The organism is Oceaniferula marina, assembly GCF_013391475.1.
Lineage (GTDB): Bacteria > Verrucomicrobiota > Verrucomicrobiia > Verrucomicrobiales > Akkermansiaceae > Oceaniferula > Oceaniferula marina.
On record NZ_JACBAZ010000004.1, the window covers coordinates 350,340 to 367,735 of the forward strand.

Sequence of the window (17,396 nt, forward strand, 5' to 3'; positions counted from 1 at the left end):
TATCGCACTTGTGATTCTCGCCAGCTTGTGATTTCTAAAGGCCGACATGGCCAAGCAGCAACAGAAGAAAAAGCAGCAAACCGCAATCCAACCGACACGTAGCGATGACTTCCCGGAATGGTATCAACAAGTCATCCGCGCCGCTGACATGGCGGAAAACTCGGAAACCCGCGGCTGCATGGTGATTAAACCCTGGGGATACGGGATCTGGGAGCTGATCCAACAACAGCTCGACGTGCGCTTCAAGGAAACCGGCCACCAGAATGCCTACTTCCCCCTGCTTATCCCCCTCTCCTATCTCGAAAAAGAGGCCGGCCATGCCGAAGGTTTCGCCACTGAATGCGCCGTTGTCACTCACCATCGCCTGGAAACCGAAAAGCAGGACGACGGATCCGTGAAAATGGTTCCCACCGGAAAACTCACCGAACCGTATGTCATTCGCCCGACCTCCGAAACCATCATTGGCTCGGCCTTTTCCCGCTGGATCGAGTCCTACCGCGACCTCCCACTCCTGGTCAACCAGTGGGCCAATGTCATGCGCTGGGAAATGCGCCCACGTCTCTTCCTCCGCACGGCTGAGTTCCTCTGGCAGGAAGGACACACCGCCCATGAAACCGAAAACGAAGCGATTGAGGAAACCCGGACCATCCACCGACTCTACGAGGAATTCCTTCGTGATCACCTCGCCATCCCGGTCATTCCAGGCGAAAAAACCGAAGCCGAACGCTTCCCGGGAGCCGACATGACCCTAACCGTCGAGGCCATGGTGCAGGATAAAAAAGCCATCCAAGCTGGAACATCCCACTACCTAGGGCAGAACTTTTCCAAAGCCCAGGACATCAGTTTCACCGGCCGTGATGGAGCCACGCAGCATGCCTACACCACCTCCTGGGGTGTTTCCACCCGCTTGATCGGAACCCTGATCATGGCCCACTCCGATGACGACGGGCTCGTCCTCCCTCCACGCGTCGCCCCCCAACAAATCATCATCATCCCGGTCACCCCCAAAGAAGAAACCCGGGAAGCCATCATCGACGCCTGCCAGGCGCTCGCCGAAGTTCTCCGCCGCGAAAAATCCTACGGAGGCCAGCCACTACGCATCCACGTCGACTCACGCGACATCGGCGGAGGCGTCAAAAAATGGGAGTGGGTAAAAAAAGGAGCCCCGATCCGAATCGAGATTGGACCGCGCGACCTGGAGTCGGGAAAAGTCTGCCTCCAGCGACGGGATCAGGCACCCAATGCCAAGGAGTTCATCCCCAAGGAAGACTTCATCCGCCACGTCGAAGAAACCTTGGCCGACATCCACAACCAACTCCTGCAACGTGCCACCGAACTACGAGACAACAATATCACCACCTGCACCGACCTCGGGGAGTTCACCAATTACTGGGACCAAGAGCAGCCCGGATGGCTGCTAACACCATGGAATGGCAGCCGCGAACAGGAAGAGGAACTGTCGAAAAAACACAAAATTACGATCCGCTGCCTCCCGCTTGACTTACAGGATGAAGACCCCTCACCCTGCATCCTCACCGGAGAGCCCACCCCCCAACGAGCCATCTGGGGCCGCAGTTACTAAATTTTTCATTTGGCATTTATCGATTAGAAATTAGACTTTTTCGTCATGGGTATTTTCAGCAAACCAAAACTCAAGGGCAAAGGACCGACTCGCGACAGCATGCCGGACCACCTCTGGACCAAATGCACCGACTGCGGTGAGTTGATCCACACCCTTGATCTACAACAAAACCACCAGGTCTGCCCGGAGTGCAACCACCACTTTCTGATGCCTTCCCGGGAGCGCATCCAACTCATTGCTGACCCTGGAAGCTTCGAGGAAACCCACGCCGGCCTATTCTCCAAAAACCCACTGAATTTTGACAAGTATGAGGAAAAAATCTCGATGCTTCGTGAAAAAACCGACCTCAATGACGCCGTTGTAACTGGCTCACTCACCATCGAGGGAAAACCAACCATGATCGCAGTCATGGACTTCAAGTTTTTTGCCGGATCCATGGGCTCCGTCGTCGGGGAAAAAATCACCCGTGCGATCGAAGAAGCCACCGAACAAAAATGCGCGATCATCATCGTCTCATCCTCATCCGGGGCCCGCATGCAAGAAGGCCTGCTCTCACTCATGCAAATGGCCAAAACCTGCGCCGCCCTGGCTAAACATGCTGATGCCGGCCTCCCATACATCTCCGTCATGACCCACCCGACCACCGGAGGCGTCACCGCATCCTATGCAACCATCGGCGACATCAACCTCGCCGAGCCCAAATGCATGATCGGTTTTGCAGGGCCGCGTGTCGTCAAGGAAACCACCCATCAGGACCTCCCCCCCGGCTTCCAAACCGCCGAATTCATGCTCGAACACGGACTGATCGATGACATCGTGCACCGCCGTAAACTACGCAACAAACTCGGCCAACTCCTCAAGTATCTCCTCCCCTAAGAGGGAGTGCCGCGTGTCTTCAGACTGAAACACTGGAACTTTTCAACTCCTGCATCCGTCAAAGCGGAAGGCAGGTTCCTCAGAATGACCTACAGCGAAGCACTCGACTGGCTCTATGCCACGCAACAGTTCGGCATCAAACTAGGCCTCGAACAACCACGCCGACTGCTCCGCGAAACCCTCGGGTTTCCCTCCGCCAAAACCAAGGTCATTCACGTAGCCGGCACCAACGGCAAAGGGTCCACCTGTGCCATCCTCAATGCCCTGGCCCGGTCCTGCGGCGTCCGCACCGGCTTGTTCACATCCCCCCATCTGGTCGACTTCAGAGAACGGATTCAAGTCAGCGGACAGCACATCCCGGAAGCCACTACCGCCAAATACCTCGACGACCTCAAGCGGCTCTGTGCCGACTGGGAACATCACCCAACATTTTTTGAACTAACGCTGGCCGTGGCGATGCGCCACTTCCGACAGCAGGAATGTGAGCTGATCCTCCTCGAAACCGGTATGGGTGGCAGACTCGACGCCACCACAGCAGTGCCCGCCGATCTCGCGGTGATCACCCCGATCGCCATGGACCACTCCCAGTGGCTCGGGGAAACGCTGGAGGAAATTGCCGCTGAAAAAGCGGGTATCATCGTGCCCAAAAAGCCCGTGCTCAGCAGCCGACAGGACCCTGCAGCCCGACACGTCATCGAACAAGAAGCCAACGAATGCAGGGCCCCGCTCGAGTTTATCACCGAACCCCTGAGCGGTTACCACGTCAACATTCCCGGCCCACACCAAAAGGACAATGCCGCCCTTGCCCTTGCCGCAGCCCACAGCATTGGACTACCGCTCAATGCCGACACCGTCCGACATGCACTCAGCACTGTCACCTGGCCCGGACGATTCGAACGACTTGAAGATCACCCTATCATTCTCGACGCCACCCATAACCCCCACGCCGCCAAAGCTCTGGTCAGCACATGGAATGAAGTCTACCCCAATCAAAAGGCCTCTCTCGTCTTTGGTGCGGTGGAGGGAAAAAACACTGAGGAGGTGCTCGACATCATTGCCCCCATCGCCAAGCATATCCATCTCACACCAGTGAACTCTCCGAGATCACTGAGCCCTGAAGATCTTGTGCAAGCTCTACCAGCTGGAGCCCCGCCTCACACCCTGCATGAGAGCCTGGACGAAGCCATCAAAAAGCTCTCACCAGCCCCTCACACTGGAGAAGAACGCGGGGTAAACGATCCCATACTCATCACCGGCTCACTTTTCCTGATCGGCCAGGCTAAAGCCATCCTTGCGGGTGAATCAACCCGCTCAAGCAGTCAGTAAGAGAAAGTGGATAATAAAATCAAGGGCATCAGCCCTGCCATCACCAATCATGAGGTCCCCGGGCCGAACAAGCACTCCAGCCTCTCCAAAAGCGGAGATACCTCTCCGCACTCCCAAAAAATGCTCACCCACGCTATGCGAAAGTAGGACAGATTTTTAATCTGTCGACAACCTAAGGAACAAACAAGCTCCCCACCTCATCTCATAGCAGTCGACAGGTTAGCCCCCCTACAAACATCCTCAGCTCTTCCATCTCCGCCCCTGCCTCGCCGAATACAAAACGCCCTCAAACTCATTCATCGTCTCTTGCCCAAACGCCAACTCCCAACCGGACGGCTCGGAACCGGAGCGAAGCGGAGATAGCCCTAGGCAAAGCCGTCCCTGCCAGACCATCTTCCATCTTCCATCTTCCATCTTCCATTCTCCATTTTCAATTAAATCATGACTTTCCAATCACTTCTCCGGCGCGCTGAGATCGGCGCCAACTCCTACCTTCTTGAACTCGACGACACTCGGATCATCCTCGACTCCGGTATGCATCCGAAAGAAGAAGGCTCGGACTCGCTCCCGGCCCATCACGAAATCCCGGCCAACAGCATCGACTCCATCTTTGTTTCCCACTCCCACCTCGACCACTCGGGTTCTCTCCCCGTCCTGATGCGTGATCAGGAAAATGCCGATGTCTACATGACTCCGGCGACCTCCAAACTGGTCGATGCCTTGCTTCACAACTCGGTCAATGTCATGGAAAGCAAACGCACCGAACTGGGAATCACCGAGTATCCTTTTTACACCCACCGCGAACTCGATCAGCTCGAAAAACGTTGGCGAACCTTCAACTACGAGCGCCCCTTTGATATCGGCGGCCCCGACAGCAATGTGCGAGCCACCTTCTACGACGCCGGCCACATCCTCGGATCCGCAGGTGTCCTGCTCGAAACTCTGGATCAACGAATTTTCTACACCGGCGACGTCCAGTTTGAAAATCAAACGCTCATCCCGGGAGCCACACTCCCCGAGGAGGACATCGACACCCTGATCATCGAAACCACGCGCGGAGCCTCCCCCCGCCCCGAAAGCTACAGCCGGGACGAGGAAGAGCTCCGCTTTGCCGAATCCATCAACGACTGCCTAAAAGGTGGAGGCTCGGTCCTGGTCCCCGTCTTTGCCATGGGCAAAACCCAGGAAGTGCTCACCATGATCAACCGCTTCAAGGCCGAGGGGCTGATCCCCGATGCCCCGGTCTATATCGGAGGACTCAGCACCAAAATGACCCTGATCTTTGACGAATTTGCTGATTCCACCCCACGAAACCAGCCCGGGTTCCAAATCCTGCGCGACATGGAAGTCAAAACCGGAGGCCGCCGCAAGCGCCGTGCTCCGATCACCTACCAACGGGGGGCCATCTATGCCCTGTCCAGCGGGATGATGACCGAAAAAACCGTCTCCAACAACTTCGCCAGAGGCTTCATCAACAACCCGAAAAACCATCTCCTCTTCGTCGGATACGCCGACCCCGATTCGCCAGCCGGCCATATCAGATCCGGTAGCCTCGGAGACTTGATCGACCTGGACCCCGAGCAAGACCCCGTACAATTCAACTGCCCAATGGAAGTCTTCGACTTCTCAGGTCACGCCACTCGTGATGACCTGCTCGACTACATTTTGCGGGTCAACCCGAAGCGCACTTTCCTGGTTCACGGTGACATGGACGCCAGCGAATGGTTTGCCCAACAACTTGCCGAGAAACTTCCGGACTGCGAAACCATCATCCCGTTTCCCGGCAAAAAATACTAAACTCCCGCAAGGCAAGCAATCGGTAGGGCTGATTGGCCTCAATCAGCCGTCGATGCATGAACTTCAAGGGAAGCTTGCCAACCAAGCATAAAGATCCACCTATCAAGGGTGAACCTCAATGGTCGGATCCCCCAACAAGTTGAGCTCGACCAGACACATGTGGTAATTGGCCGAGGCCTTCGCCTTTTCGGCCAACTTGGCTTTGGTTTTCATCAGGGCCTCGCCAGTGCTGAGCTTCTGGCCAATTCCCATTTCCCAGAAATAGGTCATCGTGCGAGTGGTTCCGTCCATTTTACCCTCCCACATCATCAAAGGGAAGCTCTCACGGGGATTGACAAAGTGAGGTTTCCCCTCACGACACGGTGCCACAATGGCAATCGCACCAGCGTCAGGAACGCGCAACATCGACTCGGCAATGCAAGGGTCTTTAACCGCATCGTAGTGCCCGGTAAAACAGGAGACGGTAGTGATGATCGGGTAGGCATCCTTGTTGGTCAATTTGGCCACATGTTTCCTAGTGAATTTCTGATGTTTCTCCAACACCCAGCAGTCCAACAATCCGTGACCGTGAAAGTGATACTTTCCAGTCTGCTTACTATTGAGCATCTTGACCCAATTGTCAGGATTAAGGTCGTAATCTCCGGGTTTCGCATCGTCCCACGGCGTCTCGTGTGAAAAATATCGAGACATTTCGCCTCCCTTCAGCACCTTCGACACGTGGTCATCCCAACTGCGTCGCACCTTGGGATAGGCCCCCTTGACCTCACAGGTGTAGATGAAGTTTTTGCCAAAAGCACCCTTCGGGTAGCGGGACTCGTAAGCCACCACCTTGTCGGTGTAAGCCTTGACGTCTTCTGCCGTCCGAACCGGAATCCGCCCCAAGCCCACACTTCCATCAGGATAAGAAATCGCCACTTTATCCTCCTCGAACTCACCATAAATACCGTCTCCGTCCGCATCCCAATTCGTAGGTGAGAGGTAGTAAATATCCGTCGGAATATCACGTTTCTCCCCCCACATGTTGATGTGGACCGTGTCCCGGTCCGGAACGACACCCTTGCCACCCGGCAAACTATCACCACCAAGCACCACCCATCGCAGTCCACCGGCATCGATGTGCTTGCGCACGCACTGACGGATTTTTTCCTGAATATCCGGCCCTGGATAGATTTTTTCGATCTCCTCTGTGGTGACGACCTTGACCGGCTTACCCTGTTTCTGCTTCCAGATCGCATAGGGTTTCCAAGCATCAGCAAGCTCTGGAGAGGTGACCAATAATACCTTTGCCGGTTTCTCGTCAGCAATAAGAGGCAACGATAAAATCGCAGTTAAATAGATTAAAACCCTGGGGATCATAAAAATAAAAGAAGTTCATCACATCAGCGCCCCGTGTCGCGCTACCTGTCTTTTTCTCTATTCTCTCTCAAATCACTGCTCATTTTTCTCTTCATCCAAAGGAGCCACAGTGAAATGGGTTACTTTTTCAACCACCTTCACGGCTTCAAAAATCTTACCACTGTCCCTAGACACCAACTCTCCGTTAGACAGTTTGAACTTGGTCTCACAATGAATGGTCAGATTGTATTTGGCCTTCCCATCCTTCGATTCCACAACAAAAGAATAGGGAGCGATCCGCAAACCTCCCAGATTTTTGAAATGATTTCCCAGTCGAGTTGCAAAGCCTGAGTCAGGGAGTTTAAACGATTTCTCTATCAGCTTTTTCAGCGTTGGTTGCTGCACCAGCAAAGGAGCCACTTGATCCTGATAGGAGACCGAACCTCCTGCCAGCAGTTTCGAAGGCATCCACACCAACAAACCAAGACAAAACACACACAACGTTTTCATAAGGGATACAACTAAACCTAACACCCGAAACGGGCAAAGAAAAAAATGGCCGCTGCATCCATCATGGATCCAGCGGCATTCAAATATACGCCCACTAACTCGAAGCGAGCTTCAGAGCCTGATCAAGGTCGGCGAGGATATCGTCAATGTGTTCAATCCCCACACTGAGACGAATCAATCCGGGAGAAATACCACCCGCAAGTTGCTGCTCAACATTCAGCTGACTATGGGTCGTGGTAGCCGGATGAATCGCCAAACTCTTGGCGTCCCCGACATTGGCCAGGTGAAGGAACAACTTCAGACCTTCGATAAACTTCTGCCCGGCTTCGCTGCCATCTTTCAATTCGAAGACGACCATTCCGCCGCCCTTGCCCTTGAGATATTTCTGACACCGTCCGTATTCGGGATCGCTTGTCAAACCGGGGAACCGAACCCACTCGACGGCCTCGTGGCCCTGCAAGTATTCAGCAACCTTGAGCGCATTCTCCGAATGGCGTTCGACGCGAAGCGGCAGAGTTTCGATACCTTGCAAGAACTGCCAGGCATTATCCGGGCTGATGCAGGCGCCGAGGTTGCGCAATGGAACCGTCCGCATCCGCAAAATAAAGGCCAGCGGAGCCAGCGGCTCCGGCAAATCATGCCCCCAACGTAAACCGTGATACGAGTTATCCGGCTCATCATACAACGGATGTTTACCCGCCCCCCAGTTAAACCTTCCAGAATCCACTACAATCCCTCCGATGCCGATTCCGTGACCGCCAAACCACTTGGTCAAAGAATGCACAACGATATCCGCACCGTGCTCAAGCGGATTGGTCAAATACGGTGTGGAAAACGTGGCATCCACAATGAGAGGAATCCCATGCGCTTTGGCAACGGCAGCAATCGCCTCCAAGTCGGCGACCTCCAAGGCCGGGTTGGAAACCGTCTCACAGAACAAAGCCCGAGTGTTTTCATCGATGGCAGCTTCGAAGTTGGCAGGGTCCGTGGAATCGACCAAGGTGACATCAATCCCCATCTTCGGAAGGATATCGTTAAACATCGTATAGCTGCCACCATAGAGATTCCTTGCGGAAACAATATTATCTCCAGCTTCAGCCAGGTTGATGATCGTATTGTGAATCGCTGCCGTGCCGGAAGCAAAAGCCAAGCCTCCCATTTCAGGAGCCCCCTCCAACAAACAAACGCGCTTTTCCAACACGTCAGTGGTTGGGTTCATCAGTCGAGAATAAATGTTCCCCAACTCCTTGAGCGCAAACAAATTCGCCGCATGCTCAGTAGAATTAAAGGTAAATGACGATGTGCGATAGACAGGAACCGCACAGGCATTTGTCGTCGGGTCGGGCTGCTGCCCGCCATGAAGGCATAAGGTTTCAAGTTTCATATGAGTGCGAATCGATAGCACAGGAAACGTAAACTGCAAAGACCGTATTGTGACCTGTGCAAGCAGAGCTCCTACATTAGGGTGATGATCTCGGTGATACCTGCGGCTCTGACAAGATTCCAAAACTGTACCAAACGGGCCTCGAAACAGAAAGACAGGGCGATCCGACAACGTAAGCTTGCATCATCCACCATCCAAAACGCACACATGAAACGCAGAACCTTTCTCGGATCCCTCGCCGCCGCCAGTAGTATCTCAGGTATCGCCGCCGCTGATGAACCCAAAGCGCCGGGAGTCGACAACGTCAAACTCCTAAGCCCACCCGTTATTCAAAACCCGGGTGAAGATGCCTTTACTGTTGCTTGGGCCGTCAGCGGCATGGCCACCGGATGGGTCGAATGGGGAACCACACCAGAATTAGGAAAGCAGAGTATCCCCGCCCATCACGGGCTGATGAGCATGAGCGAATACGCGCTCTCCGCACGAATCGAAAACCTTCCAACCGACACGCCGATTTACTACCGGACGGTCACCATCCCCATTCACTACAAAAACGCCTACGCCATCGAGCGAGGTACACCACTCGTGGGGAAGACCCGCAAACTCAAATTGCCCACGGCCGAGGCCTCCAGCTGCAGCCTGACCATGGTCAACGATACCCACGATCACGCAGACACCCTCAACGCTCTGGCCAAACGCATCGAAGCAATCAACCCGGACGCCCATCTCTGGAATGGAGACGCGTGTAACGACTTTCACAACCCACAGCTCATGGCCAGAATCTGCCTGACACCGGGGCAGCACAAAGACCAGCCCGAACACGGAGGCTGGGCATCCACCCGCCCACTCCTTTTTGTTCCTGGAAACCACGACGTCCGCGGTAGAGATGCTCGCACCATGCCCGAGGCCTTAACTCCCTGGCCACTGAACGATGACGACCCTCATCGCTTGGCCCCCACCCCCTTGGCCATGGGCCGTTACTGCTTTGCCAAACGCATTGGGCCAGTGGCCATTATCGGTCTGGATACAGGAGAAGACAAACCGGACAACCGCGATGTCTTCGGCGGCATGGCAGCCTATGAACCTTACCGGGAGGCTCAACGTGATTGGCTCCTCAAGGTTCTCCAACAAAACGAAATCAAAAACGCTCCCTATCTGCTCGCGTTCTGCCACATCCCTCTGATTGGTCTTGAGGGAGAAAACGACGGCACCGGGGACACAGGCTACGCTTCCTACTCAGGCTTTGGGCAGCAGCTCTGGCTCAAACCACTGGTCGATGCCGGCTGCCAAATGCTTTTCAGCGGTCACACCCACCGTCACAGAATTGACAAACCCAGCCAAGCGTTCCCGATCTATCAAGTTGTCGGGGGAGGCCCGAAAACCAAGGATGCACGCCTCATTCACATTCAGGCAGACAACAAACAACTGAACGTCAAGGTTGAGGATCTCAACCAGACCACCGTCAATGCCGTCACGCTGAAACCAAGGAGCTAATGGATCACCATCCATACCTCCTTTCAACTGAGCATTAAGAAAATACTTTCTCACTCAACACCTGTGCCGTTCGCAATGGAGAGCAACCTCCCCCTGCAATCAAAATGACCCCTTGACCGTAAAGTCCCCACGCATCACTCGCTTGATGTCTTTGGGCAGCAGGGCTTTTTGATAGATCGCCAAATCCGATACCAGACCTTCATAGTTGTTACCCACCACCAAGGGGCTCTCACCGAGGCCAAAGTACCAGATTTTGGTTGGCCAGTCTTGGTTTTGGCCCAGATCGATAGCTCTCACAACATAGACGGTTTTCACTGACTCCCCGTTCAGGTAAAACTGCACCAAAGCACTGCCACCAGCCGGTCGCCAGACCATTGCCAGGTGCGTCCACTCCAATTCTTTCACCGGGCGCTCCGCACGAGCACTACCAACCCCGAAGTAGTTGAAGGCCAAATGCATTCCAGGGTCTGCCTGATTAAACGAACCTTCACCAAAACGATCACCGGCAAGCATGATCTCCCGCTCACCGTATGGCAGCGAGCTCTCATGGCTTGTTCCAAGCGCTGAACACCACGTTTGATTCAAATCACCGCGGAGCAACAACCCGCCCCCATCACTGCCTTTGTCAGGCTTCAGCCATACCGCCATGGTGAATGGCTTTCTGGTCCAGCTGGTCTGGGGAGCCCGCAGCATCAAATGGTCCTCCACGCCGTCGAAATACAGACACTCACCACGCTCAGGATCCCGGGTCCACTGAGCGCCATAAAGTTTGCCATGATGCTCCCCCCCGCTCGAGTCGGCCAGAATTGTTCCCCTACCAAGCCGCATTCGCCACAAGGCGTCCAAACCTTCGGTTTTTTCCACAAGCTCGTAGCTCAAGGCTCCTGAATACGGCGAAAAGGACACCAAACCCAATGGCACGATCAGCAAAAGAAACAAGCCGGCAAACTTTCTGGTCGAGGCCTGCGTCAACGGCAAGCGGCTTTTCTCCTTTTGTACGATCGAAAACATCCTCGCCCGCAACTGCGCCGGTGACGCCACTTTCGACACCACCCCAGCCGCCCCTCCCGGCACACCACCACGCACACTTGCGAGTAAAACCTCCCCATACTTGGATGCCGGATAGCCAGCCCTAAGCACGGTGTCATCACAGGATTTTTCCACCTGCAAGTCATAGGCCCGCAATGCAAGCCATACCAGAGGATTGAACCAGAACACAATCGCCAACAACTCCAGAACCATTCGCCAGGGGATATCACGGCGACGGATATGCTCGAGTTCATGCAAGAGAATCATGTCGCGATGCTCCCTGGGCAAATCCGGAAAATGAGACGGCAACAAAATCGCTGGGCGCAAGATCCCCGTCGTCTGAGGACCTTTGATCAACTGGTTGTACAACAACCATGGTACTCTCTTAAGCGAAAGACTCTCACACAGTTCTCTAAAATCATGAACCACCACGTCATCCGATGAAGCTGGGGTCGAACTCGAAAAACGTAAACGGGAATTCATCGAACTCCACAAGCGCACCACCAAAAAAGCGACCGCTCCGAGCCCCCACAATCCTAGAAAAACCTGCTTACGGGTCCAGCCACTCTCTTTGCCCAAGACAATCTCCGATGCTGGAACCGGCAAGGGATTGTTTTTATCGTATTCCGCCAAGGCTTCGATCTCATCCGGAAAGGCCCCACTAGCCTCCAGCCATGGCATCGTAATTTTCACGTGCAAGGGTAACCCATCCAGAAACGGCGTCAGAGGAAGCGAAACCAAAACACATAAAAGCAGCAAGCCAACCACCGATGATGAGGTTCGGCGGGATACAAAAACAGCGAGCAAGACCGCAGGCAAGGCCAAGCTTGCTTTCAAGCTCGCCAGTACTAGCCAGTGGTAAAAATCAGTCGGCACAATCGGGATACGTCAGGGTGATGCAAACAATCAGTCTTGATCGTTTGTAGCATCCTGCACCAGCTTTTCAAGATAAGCTAACTCCCGTTTGTCCAAACTCTTTCCCTCGCGCTGGACAAAAGTCGCAATTCCCAAAGTAGGTGAGCCATTGAAAAAAGATCCAAAGGCTTTTTTTAGCAAACTCAAACCCACCTCCGTGGTGTTTGCCACTGCCGAATAATAGTAGCGGTTCCCCCGCTTCTCCATTTGCAAAAAACCCTTCTCTTCCAGAATCGACAAATACCGACGCGCCCCTGAGTAGGATATCGGCGTTTCAATTTCCTTCTCTACCTTTTCGGCTGAAACCTCACCATGCTCGTGCACGAGGTACATCACCTCCCGCTCGCGCCGGCTCAGGTTTTCAAAATCAGGCTTTTTTTTGGGACTTGCCATAATACTACGATCTCTCCGTTGATTGCAACTTCGTGTGCACCATAATATGCATTTCATCCGAGGTCTAGGCTATTCTCTCGTTAATTTTGGCATAGTCAGGCACATATTTAGCCTAAATACCAGCACCTGAAATCCAGAGGCATCAAAATACAACTCCCACCCAAGAAAAAACGCACACCACCTAAAGTGCATATTTTTTTGCACTTGACCGAAATCTGTAATTTTGAAATACCACGGACACACACCATGAGAACGATCGTCCCACACTGCCTCCGATTTTACCTTATCTTATATACACTTGCATCAAGTCATATGGCCTCTGCGCAAGATTCCGAAAACTGGAACGACATGCGCGTTGGGCTCTTTATCCACTGGGGGCTTTACAGCGCCAGCGAAGGGGCCTGGCAAGGGTCCAGAGTCGGTGGAGCCTCGGAATGGATTCAACAGGGAGCAAACATCCCCACATCCAGTTACGCATCCGTATTGAAACCCCAGTTTACTCCAAGTGCGGATTGGGCCACCAACATCGCCCGGGAAGCCAAGGCCGCCGGGATGGAATACGTCGTGATCACCGCGAAACACCACGACGGCTTCACCTTGTTCAACAGCACCGAGTATTGGTCCACCGGGGCAAGCGATGACTCCACCAAGACAAGCAACCCCTACGGAGGCTCGAATATTTCACCTCCCGACCGGGATCTGATGCTGGAACTCTGCAACGCAGTCCGGGCGGAAGGCCTCAAGGTCGGCCTCTACTATTCCATCATCGACTGGCAACATCCGAATGCCTACCGGGGAAATAACGGTCTGCCCAAACCCTCGGTGATGGCCAACAGCAAATACGATGAAAACTCGGCCGACCCTGATCCTGCAGCAGGCTCCTATAAGACGTATATCTACAATCATGTCGAACAGTTGATGACCCAATACGGTGAAATCTGCGAACTCTGGTTTGATTATAGCTCTCACGCAGTCCAAGACAGTGACTGGGGAGCCGACGCCCTGATGGCAATGATTCGTAGCCACCAGCCGAATCTGATGGTCAATAACCGACTCTACGAAGGACTGGAAAACGGCAACGGCGACTTTGCCACCCCGGAACGTACCATTCCCGCCAACGGCCTGCCCTACGACTGGGAAACTGTCACCTCCTGGGACGATACTTCCTGGGGATACAAATCCATCTCCAACGGAGCACGTTATAAATCCACCCGGCAGGCACTGCAACTCTATGCCGAAGCATCAAGTAAAGGAGGCAACATGCTGTTGAATATCGGCCCGGATCGATTTGGGGCCACCCCGACAGAACAAGCCGACCGCATGAGCGAACTGGGAGACTGGATGACAGTGAATGGCGAAGCTCTCAAATCCACCCGGGCCAGTGGCATCGACGCCAGCTCTCTTTGGGGGCGGATGACCATGCACAAATCTGGCAATCGCTACTACGCCATCGTCTTCGACCGACCTGCTGACGGAGTAATTGACATCACCTCGGCCACCGAAGGAAAAATCGTTCACTCGATCTCTGTCTCACGCCTCACATCATCAGGCCCGGTCAATGTGCCCGTCAACATCTCCGATGGCTATTACTCCGTCAACCTCGACTCCGCCAATCTCGATATCCACCAAAGCGCCACCTTCCGTATCGACTTGGATGCCGCCCCCCTGCCCACCCTGCCTAATCTAGCAACAGGCAAAGCTACCAGCAGCAGTTCAGTCTACGACCCTAACGGACTCAATCTCCATGGCGGCTTAGCCGTTGATGGTGACTATTCTGCCAACACCTCTTCTAGCAGTCTCAATCTCTTTCACTCCGCCTCGGATGATACCAACCCTTGGCTTCAGATCGAACTGGGGGGCACCTACAGGATCCGCGAAATCACCCTGTTCAACCGTGCCGGCTTCACATCGCGCCTGCGTGATATCACCATCGAAGTCCTCGACAGTTCAGACCAAGTGGTCGCGAGCTACGCCGAGCTCAACGACGGCAATGCTCTGAATGGCCCAACCAAGCTGAAGGTCTTCCTTCAGAACGAACAAGTTGTCTCCGGTCAAAAAATACGTATCAGCAGAGCCTCCGACTCCGGAGGCGGAGACGACAACACCGTGCTTACCCTGAGCGAAGTTGAAATCAAAGGCTCAGTTCTCGCCGATGCCACGCTTGACGGTTCCGTAGACCAAGACGACATCGATTTACTAGCAGCAAACTGGGGATCGGGATCAACATGGGAAACAGGTGACATGAACGGTGACGGTAGCGTAGATCAGGCCGACCTCACACTAGCTCTCACCAGTTGGACCGGCAGCGAAAAGGCTAACCTCGCTCAGATTCCAGCAGCATTCCTCGATGCTGACGCCGATCAACTCGACGATCATTGGGAGCTGATCCATTTTGGCAGTATCTCAACGCAGGATTCATCCGGCAACCCGGATGGAGACCGCTACAACAACCTCTGGGAAATGGCCTTTGGCGGCGACCCGAATGTCAGTGAAAGCCTTCTAGGGCAATCCACCCTCACCAATCCTCGCAACAATACCATCGAACTCCGCTATCAACGCCCGAAGAACCATACAAGCCTCGGCATCATCTACCAGATCGAATTCTCAACCTCTCTGGAAAATGACAGCTGGAGCAAAGTATCAGGAGCTTCCGTAGGCACTCCGCCCACAGCACCCATCGATGCTCGTAAGGACTGGGCCATCATGAATGTTCCGACCTCAGGCTCGCGCACCTTCTTCCGCATTCGCCTGATTTCACCCACCCCATAACCAAAGCTCTTTCTTTTCACCTCCCAACTGAAGAGCGGGATTTGTTTGCTCTCACACCACACAGCACAAACTCACTACTATCCCCATCATAAAGCACATATTTTTACATTGAAAATTGATCAACTAAAGAAACAACGCTGTCCTGCATGGAGACACCCCGAAGGAAAAATCAACACAAAGAAAAGAACAAAAATTTGCACTTTCACCATTGACGCACACTTTTTTGCACATATAACGCAGATATCGAGTTTGGAACATGGATTCCATAAATACACCATGACCACTCGCCAAACGCACAAAAGAGAACAACCCAATAGACAAAAACAATGAAACTGAAATATTCTATCCTCGCAGCTTCCCTTCTGGGCATGGCTGCTGTCAACGGAGCCACCGTCGCGTGGTCGTCAGGAGCCTTCACTACAAGCGGAGGCATTGGAGCAACCCTTGACGCTGGACAATTTGCAACCGACGGAACTGAAATTCTCGCAGAGAACATCGGAGGAGGAGCCCTCACATTCGACGGCATCAATTTCGCTGCAGGCACAGTTGTGTTTGCAGGAGGCACTGCCGCAGTATTTCACGAAAACATTCCAACAGCAAACACCTTGCTTGCCAGAGAAGGCACCTATGGTGTTGATGGAGCTGCTGATACAGTATCCCTCTCCGGACTCACTATCGGTAATACCTACCGCATTCAGGCCCTCGTCTATGACGGCCGTGGTGACGCTGGAATCACTGGCCGAACGATTGAATTCGACGGCCTGAACCAGAATCAATACGCTAACGGCGTAAGCGGATCTACCTGGGGAGACGGACTCCTTGTCACCGGTACCTTTGTGGCCGATGCTACAACGCAGGACTTTACCGTCGAGGCCTTCACTGGTGCCACTTCCAAGGGAGGACAACTTAACGCTCTGTTGGTCCACGAGACCGCAGTCGTTCCCGAGCCAACTACCACAGCCCTTCTCGGTCTCGGTGGTCTTGCCTTGATTTTGCGCCGCCGTAAATAAAGCGGGGCTTTTTCATTTTGGGAACATCCGCGTGTTTGATTCGTTTTTCACGCTTGTTTTCATTCACGACCCCGCTCTTCAAAGCTTGAAGAGCGGGGTTTTTATCTCACGACCTTTCATCCTCATGAACAACACACACACAATGAGATCATGGGTTGCTTCCTCCTTGACGGCTATCTGGCTTGTTTTCCCTGCGCCTAAAGCAGAAGCCGCGGAAATCAGCTGGAGCTCACGCCCCTACCCTGTGAATGGCAAGTACGGCGAAACCTTGGCTACTGGAATCTTTGCCAAAGACGGCACCCTGGCACTTGCAGAAAACTCAGGAGGCCCAACCGTCACGTTCGACGGTATTTCCTTTCAAGCGGGAACCATACACCTCGGGGACACCTATGATCAATATCATACAGATGCCGCCCCACTGTCCGGAACTGGCACTTGGAGTGACAGCAAAGAGCCTAGCAGAGTCACCATTCCCGACCTTCGCACAGGCAAAACCTATCGCATCCAAATTCTCATTTACGACGGGCGTCACGACATCAGCATCGTCGGAAAAACAGTCCGGGTGGACGGGCTCCCGCAAGGAACGTATGCGCATAGTGAAAGAGACATCACCTGGGGGAAGGGGCTTCTTATCACTGGAATATTCACCGCTGACAGCTCAACACAGAGCTTTACCATCGAAACGTTTTCACCGGATACCAAACAATCCCAAAGCGGGCAATTCAACGCCCTTCTCTTACACCAACTCAATCCCCCACACACAGCCAGCCCCTCCCCAGGCCCTTACACCGGTGGCCCCGACCATCACACCACCCTTCTGGGAATCGGAGGGCTCTCACTGATTCTCAATACACTGCACTAATACGTTCAGCGGGACCTCCCAAAATTGAGGTTTACCTCTCACCCATAAATCGCTGTATAGTAAATGGTTAGCAGTGAATCATCAGCTCAAAAACAGTCGCAATTCCACCTTTTC

Annotated in this window: 13 protein-coding genes; 8 read left to right on the top strand and 5 right to left on the bottom strand. The window is 53.7% G+C overall.

Annotated features, from left to right (window positions below; all coding sequences use genetic code 11):
* Window positions 1-46 precede the first annotated feature (46 nt).
* The 4 genes from proS (at window position 47) to HW115_RS11695 (ending at window position 5,581) form a co-directional block, all read left to right on the top strand.
* The gene (proS, locus tag HW115_RS11680) at window positions 47-1,582 is read left to right on the top strand and encodes a proline--tRNA ligase (RefSeq protein WP_178933059.1); all 1,536 of its coding nucleotides are present in this window, start codon (window positions 47-49) and stop codon (window positions 1,580-1,582) included.
* 45 nt (window positions 1,583-1,627) lie between these two features.
* The gene (accD, locus tag HW115_RS11685; RefSeq protein ID WP_178933060.1) at window positions 1,628-2,458 is read left to right on the top strand and encodes an acetyl-CoA carboxylase, carboxyltransferase subunit beta; all 831 of its coding nucleotides are present in this window, start codon (window positions 1,628-1,630) and stop codon (window positions 2,456-2,458) included.
* A gap of 84 nt (window positions 2,459-2,542) precedes the next feature.
* On the top strand, window positions 2,543-3,784 hold the full coding sequence (locus tag HW115_RS11690; protein ID WP_178933061.1) for a bifunctional folylpolyglutamate synthase/dihydrofolate synthase: 1,242 nt from the start codon (window positions 2,543-2,545) through the stop codon (window positions 3,782-3,784).
* 441 nt (window positions 3,785-4,225) lie between these two features.
* On the top strand, window positions 4,226-5,581 hold the full coding sequence (locus HW115_RS11695) for an MBL fold metallo-hydrolase (protein ID WP_178933062.1): 1,356 nt from the start codon (window positions 4,226-4,228) through the stop codon (window positions 5,579-5,581).
* A 102-nt stretch (window positions 5,582-5,683) separates the two neighbouring features.
* Here the strand turns inward: HW115_RS11695 and HW115_RS11700 are convergent, their stop codons facing one another.
* From HW115_RS11700 to HW115_RS11710, 3 genes are all read right to left on the bottom strand, one after another.
* A complete protein-coding gene (locus HW115_RS11700) occupies window positions 5,684-6,937 on the bottom strand; it encodes a C25 family cysteine peptidase (RefSeq protein WP_227021448.1) in 1,254 nt (417 codons plus the stop codon).
* A 72-nt stretch (window positions 6,938-7,009) separates the two neighbouring features.
* The gene (locus HW115_RS11705; protein WP_178933064.1) at window positions 7,010-7,426 is read right to left on the bottom strand and encodes a hypothetical protein; all 417 of its coding nucleotides are present in this window, start codon (window positions 7,424-7,426) and stop codon (window positions 7,010-7,012) included.
* 94 nt (window positions 7,427-7,520) lie between these two features.
* A complete protein-coding gene (locus HW115_RS11710) occupies window positions 7,521-8,810 on the bottom strand; it encodes an O-acetylhomoserine aminocarboxypropyltransferase/cysteine synthase family protein (protein ID WP_178933065.1) in 1,290 nt (429 codons plus the stop codon).
* Between the two features lie 207 nt (window positions 8,811-9,017).
* On the opposite strand from HW115_RS11710, the gene HW115_RS11715 reads away from it, so the two are divergent.
* Window positions 9,018-10,304: a metallophosphoesterase family protein gene (locus tag HW115_RS11715; protein ID WP_178933066.1), complete on the top strand. Its 1,287-nt coding sequence runs from the start codon at window positions 9,018-9,020 to the stop codon at window positions 10,302-10,304.
* A 99-nt stretch (window positions 10,305-10,403) separates the two neighbouring features.
* Here the strand turns inward: HW115_RS11715 and HW115_RS11720 are convergent, their stop codons facing one another.
* Both HW115_RS11720 and HW115_RS11725 read right to left on the bottom strand, forming a co-directional pair.
* Window positions 10,404-12,170 (bottom strand): M56 family metallopeptidase, encoded by a 1,767-nt coding sequence (locus HW115_RS11720; protein ID WP_178933067.1) that lies wholly within the window; start codon window positions 12,168-12,170, stop codon window positions 10,404-10,406.
* A gap of 69 nt (window positions 12,171-12,239) precedes the next feature.
* Window positions 12,240-12,641 (bottom strand): BlaI/MecI/CopY family transcriptional regulator, encoded by a 402-nt coding sequence (locus HW115_RS11725; RefSeq protein WP_178933068.1) that lies wholly within the window; start codon window positions 12,639-12,641, stop codon window positions 12,240-12,242.
* Window positions 12,642-12,953: 312 nt separating this feature from the next.
* Between HW115_RS11725 and HW115_RS11730 the strand changes: the two genes are divergently transcribed.
* The 3 genes from HW115_RS11730 (at window position 12,954) to HW115_RS11740 (ending at window position 17,282) form a co-directional block, all read left to right on the top strand.
* Window positions 12,954-15,410: an alpha-L-fucosidase gene (locus HW115_RS11730; RefSeq protein WP_227021449.1), complete on the top strand. Its 2,457-nt coding sequence runs from the start codon at window positions 12,954-12,956 to the stop codon at window positions 15,408-15,410.
* A 326-nt stretch (window positions 15,411-15,736) separates the two neighbouring features.
* Window positions 15,737-16,420 (top strand): PEP-CTERM sorting domain-containing protein, encoded by a 684-nt coding sequence (locus tag HW115_RS11735; RefSeq protein ID WP_178933070.1) that lies wholly within the window; start codon window positions 15,737-15,739, stop codon window positions 16,418-16,420.
* 124 nt (window positions 16,421-16,544) lie between these two features.
* A complete protein-coding gene (locus HW115_RS11740; RefSeq protein ID WP_178933071.1) occupies window positions 16,545-17,282 on the top strand; it encodes a hypothetical protein in 738 nt (245 codons plus the stop codon).
* The last annotated feature ends 114 nt before the right edge of the window (window positions 17,283-17,396 follow it).

Coding starts and splice junctions, on each gene's coding strand:
- HW115_RS11690 (WP_178933061.1), top strand. CDS start 2,543: ATGACCTACAGCGAAGCACTCGACTGGCTCTATGCCACGCAACAGTTC.
- HW115_RS11715 (WP_178933066.1), top strand. CDS start 9,018: ATGAAACGCAGAACCTTTCTCGGATCCCTCGCCGCCGCCAGTAGTATC.
- accD (WP_178933060.1), top strand. CDS start 1,628: ATGGGTATTTTCAGCAAACCAAAACTCAAGGGCAAAGGACCGACTCGC.
- proS (WP_178933059.1), top strand. CDS start 47: ATGGCCAAGCAGCAACAGAAGAAAAAGCAGCAAACCGCAATCCAACCG.
- HW115_RS11710 (WP_178933065.1), bottom strand. CDS start 8,810: ATGAAACTTGAAACCTTATGCCTTCATGGCGGGCAGCAGCCCGACCCG.
- HW115_RS11725 (WP_178933068.1), bottom strand. CDS start 12,641: ATGGCAAGTCCCAAAAAAAAGCCTGATTTTGAAAACCTGAGCCGGCGC.
- HW115_RS11740 (WP_178933071.1), top strand. CDS start 16,545: ATGAACAACACACACACAATGAGATCATGGGTTGCTTCCTCCTTGACG.
- HW115_RS11700 (WP_227021448.1), bottom strand. CDS start 6,937: ATGATCCCCAGGGTTTTAATCTATTTAACTGCGATTTTATCGTTGCCT.
- HW115_RS11735 (WP_178933070.1), top strand. CDS start 15,737: ATGAAACTGAAATATTCTATCCTCGCAGCTTCCCTTCTGGGCATGGCT.
- HW115_RS11730 (WP_227021449.1), top strand. CDS start 12,954: ATGGCCTCTGCGCAAGATTCCGAAAACTGGAACGACATGCGCGTTGGG.
- HW115_RS11705 (WP_178933064.1), bottom strand. CDS start 7,426: ATGAAAACGTTGTGTGTGTTTTGTCTTGGTTTGTTGGTGTGGATGCCT.
- HW115_RS11695 (WP_178933062.1), top strand. CDS start 4,226: ATGACTTTCCAATCACTTCTCCGGCGCGCTGAGATCGGCGCCAACTCC.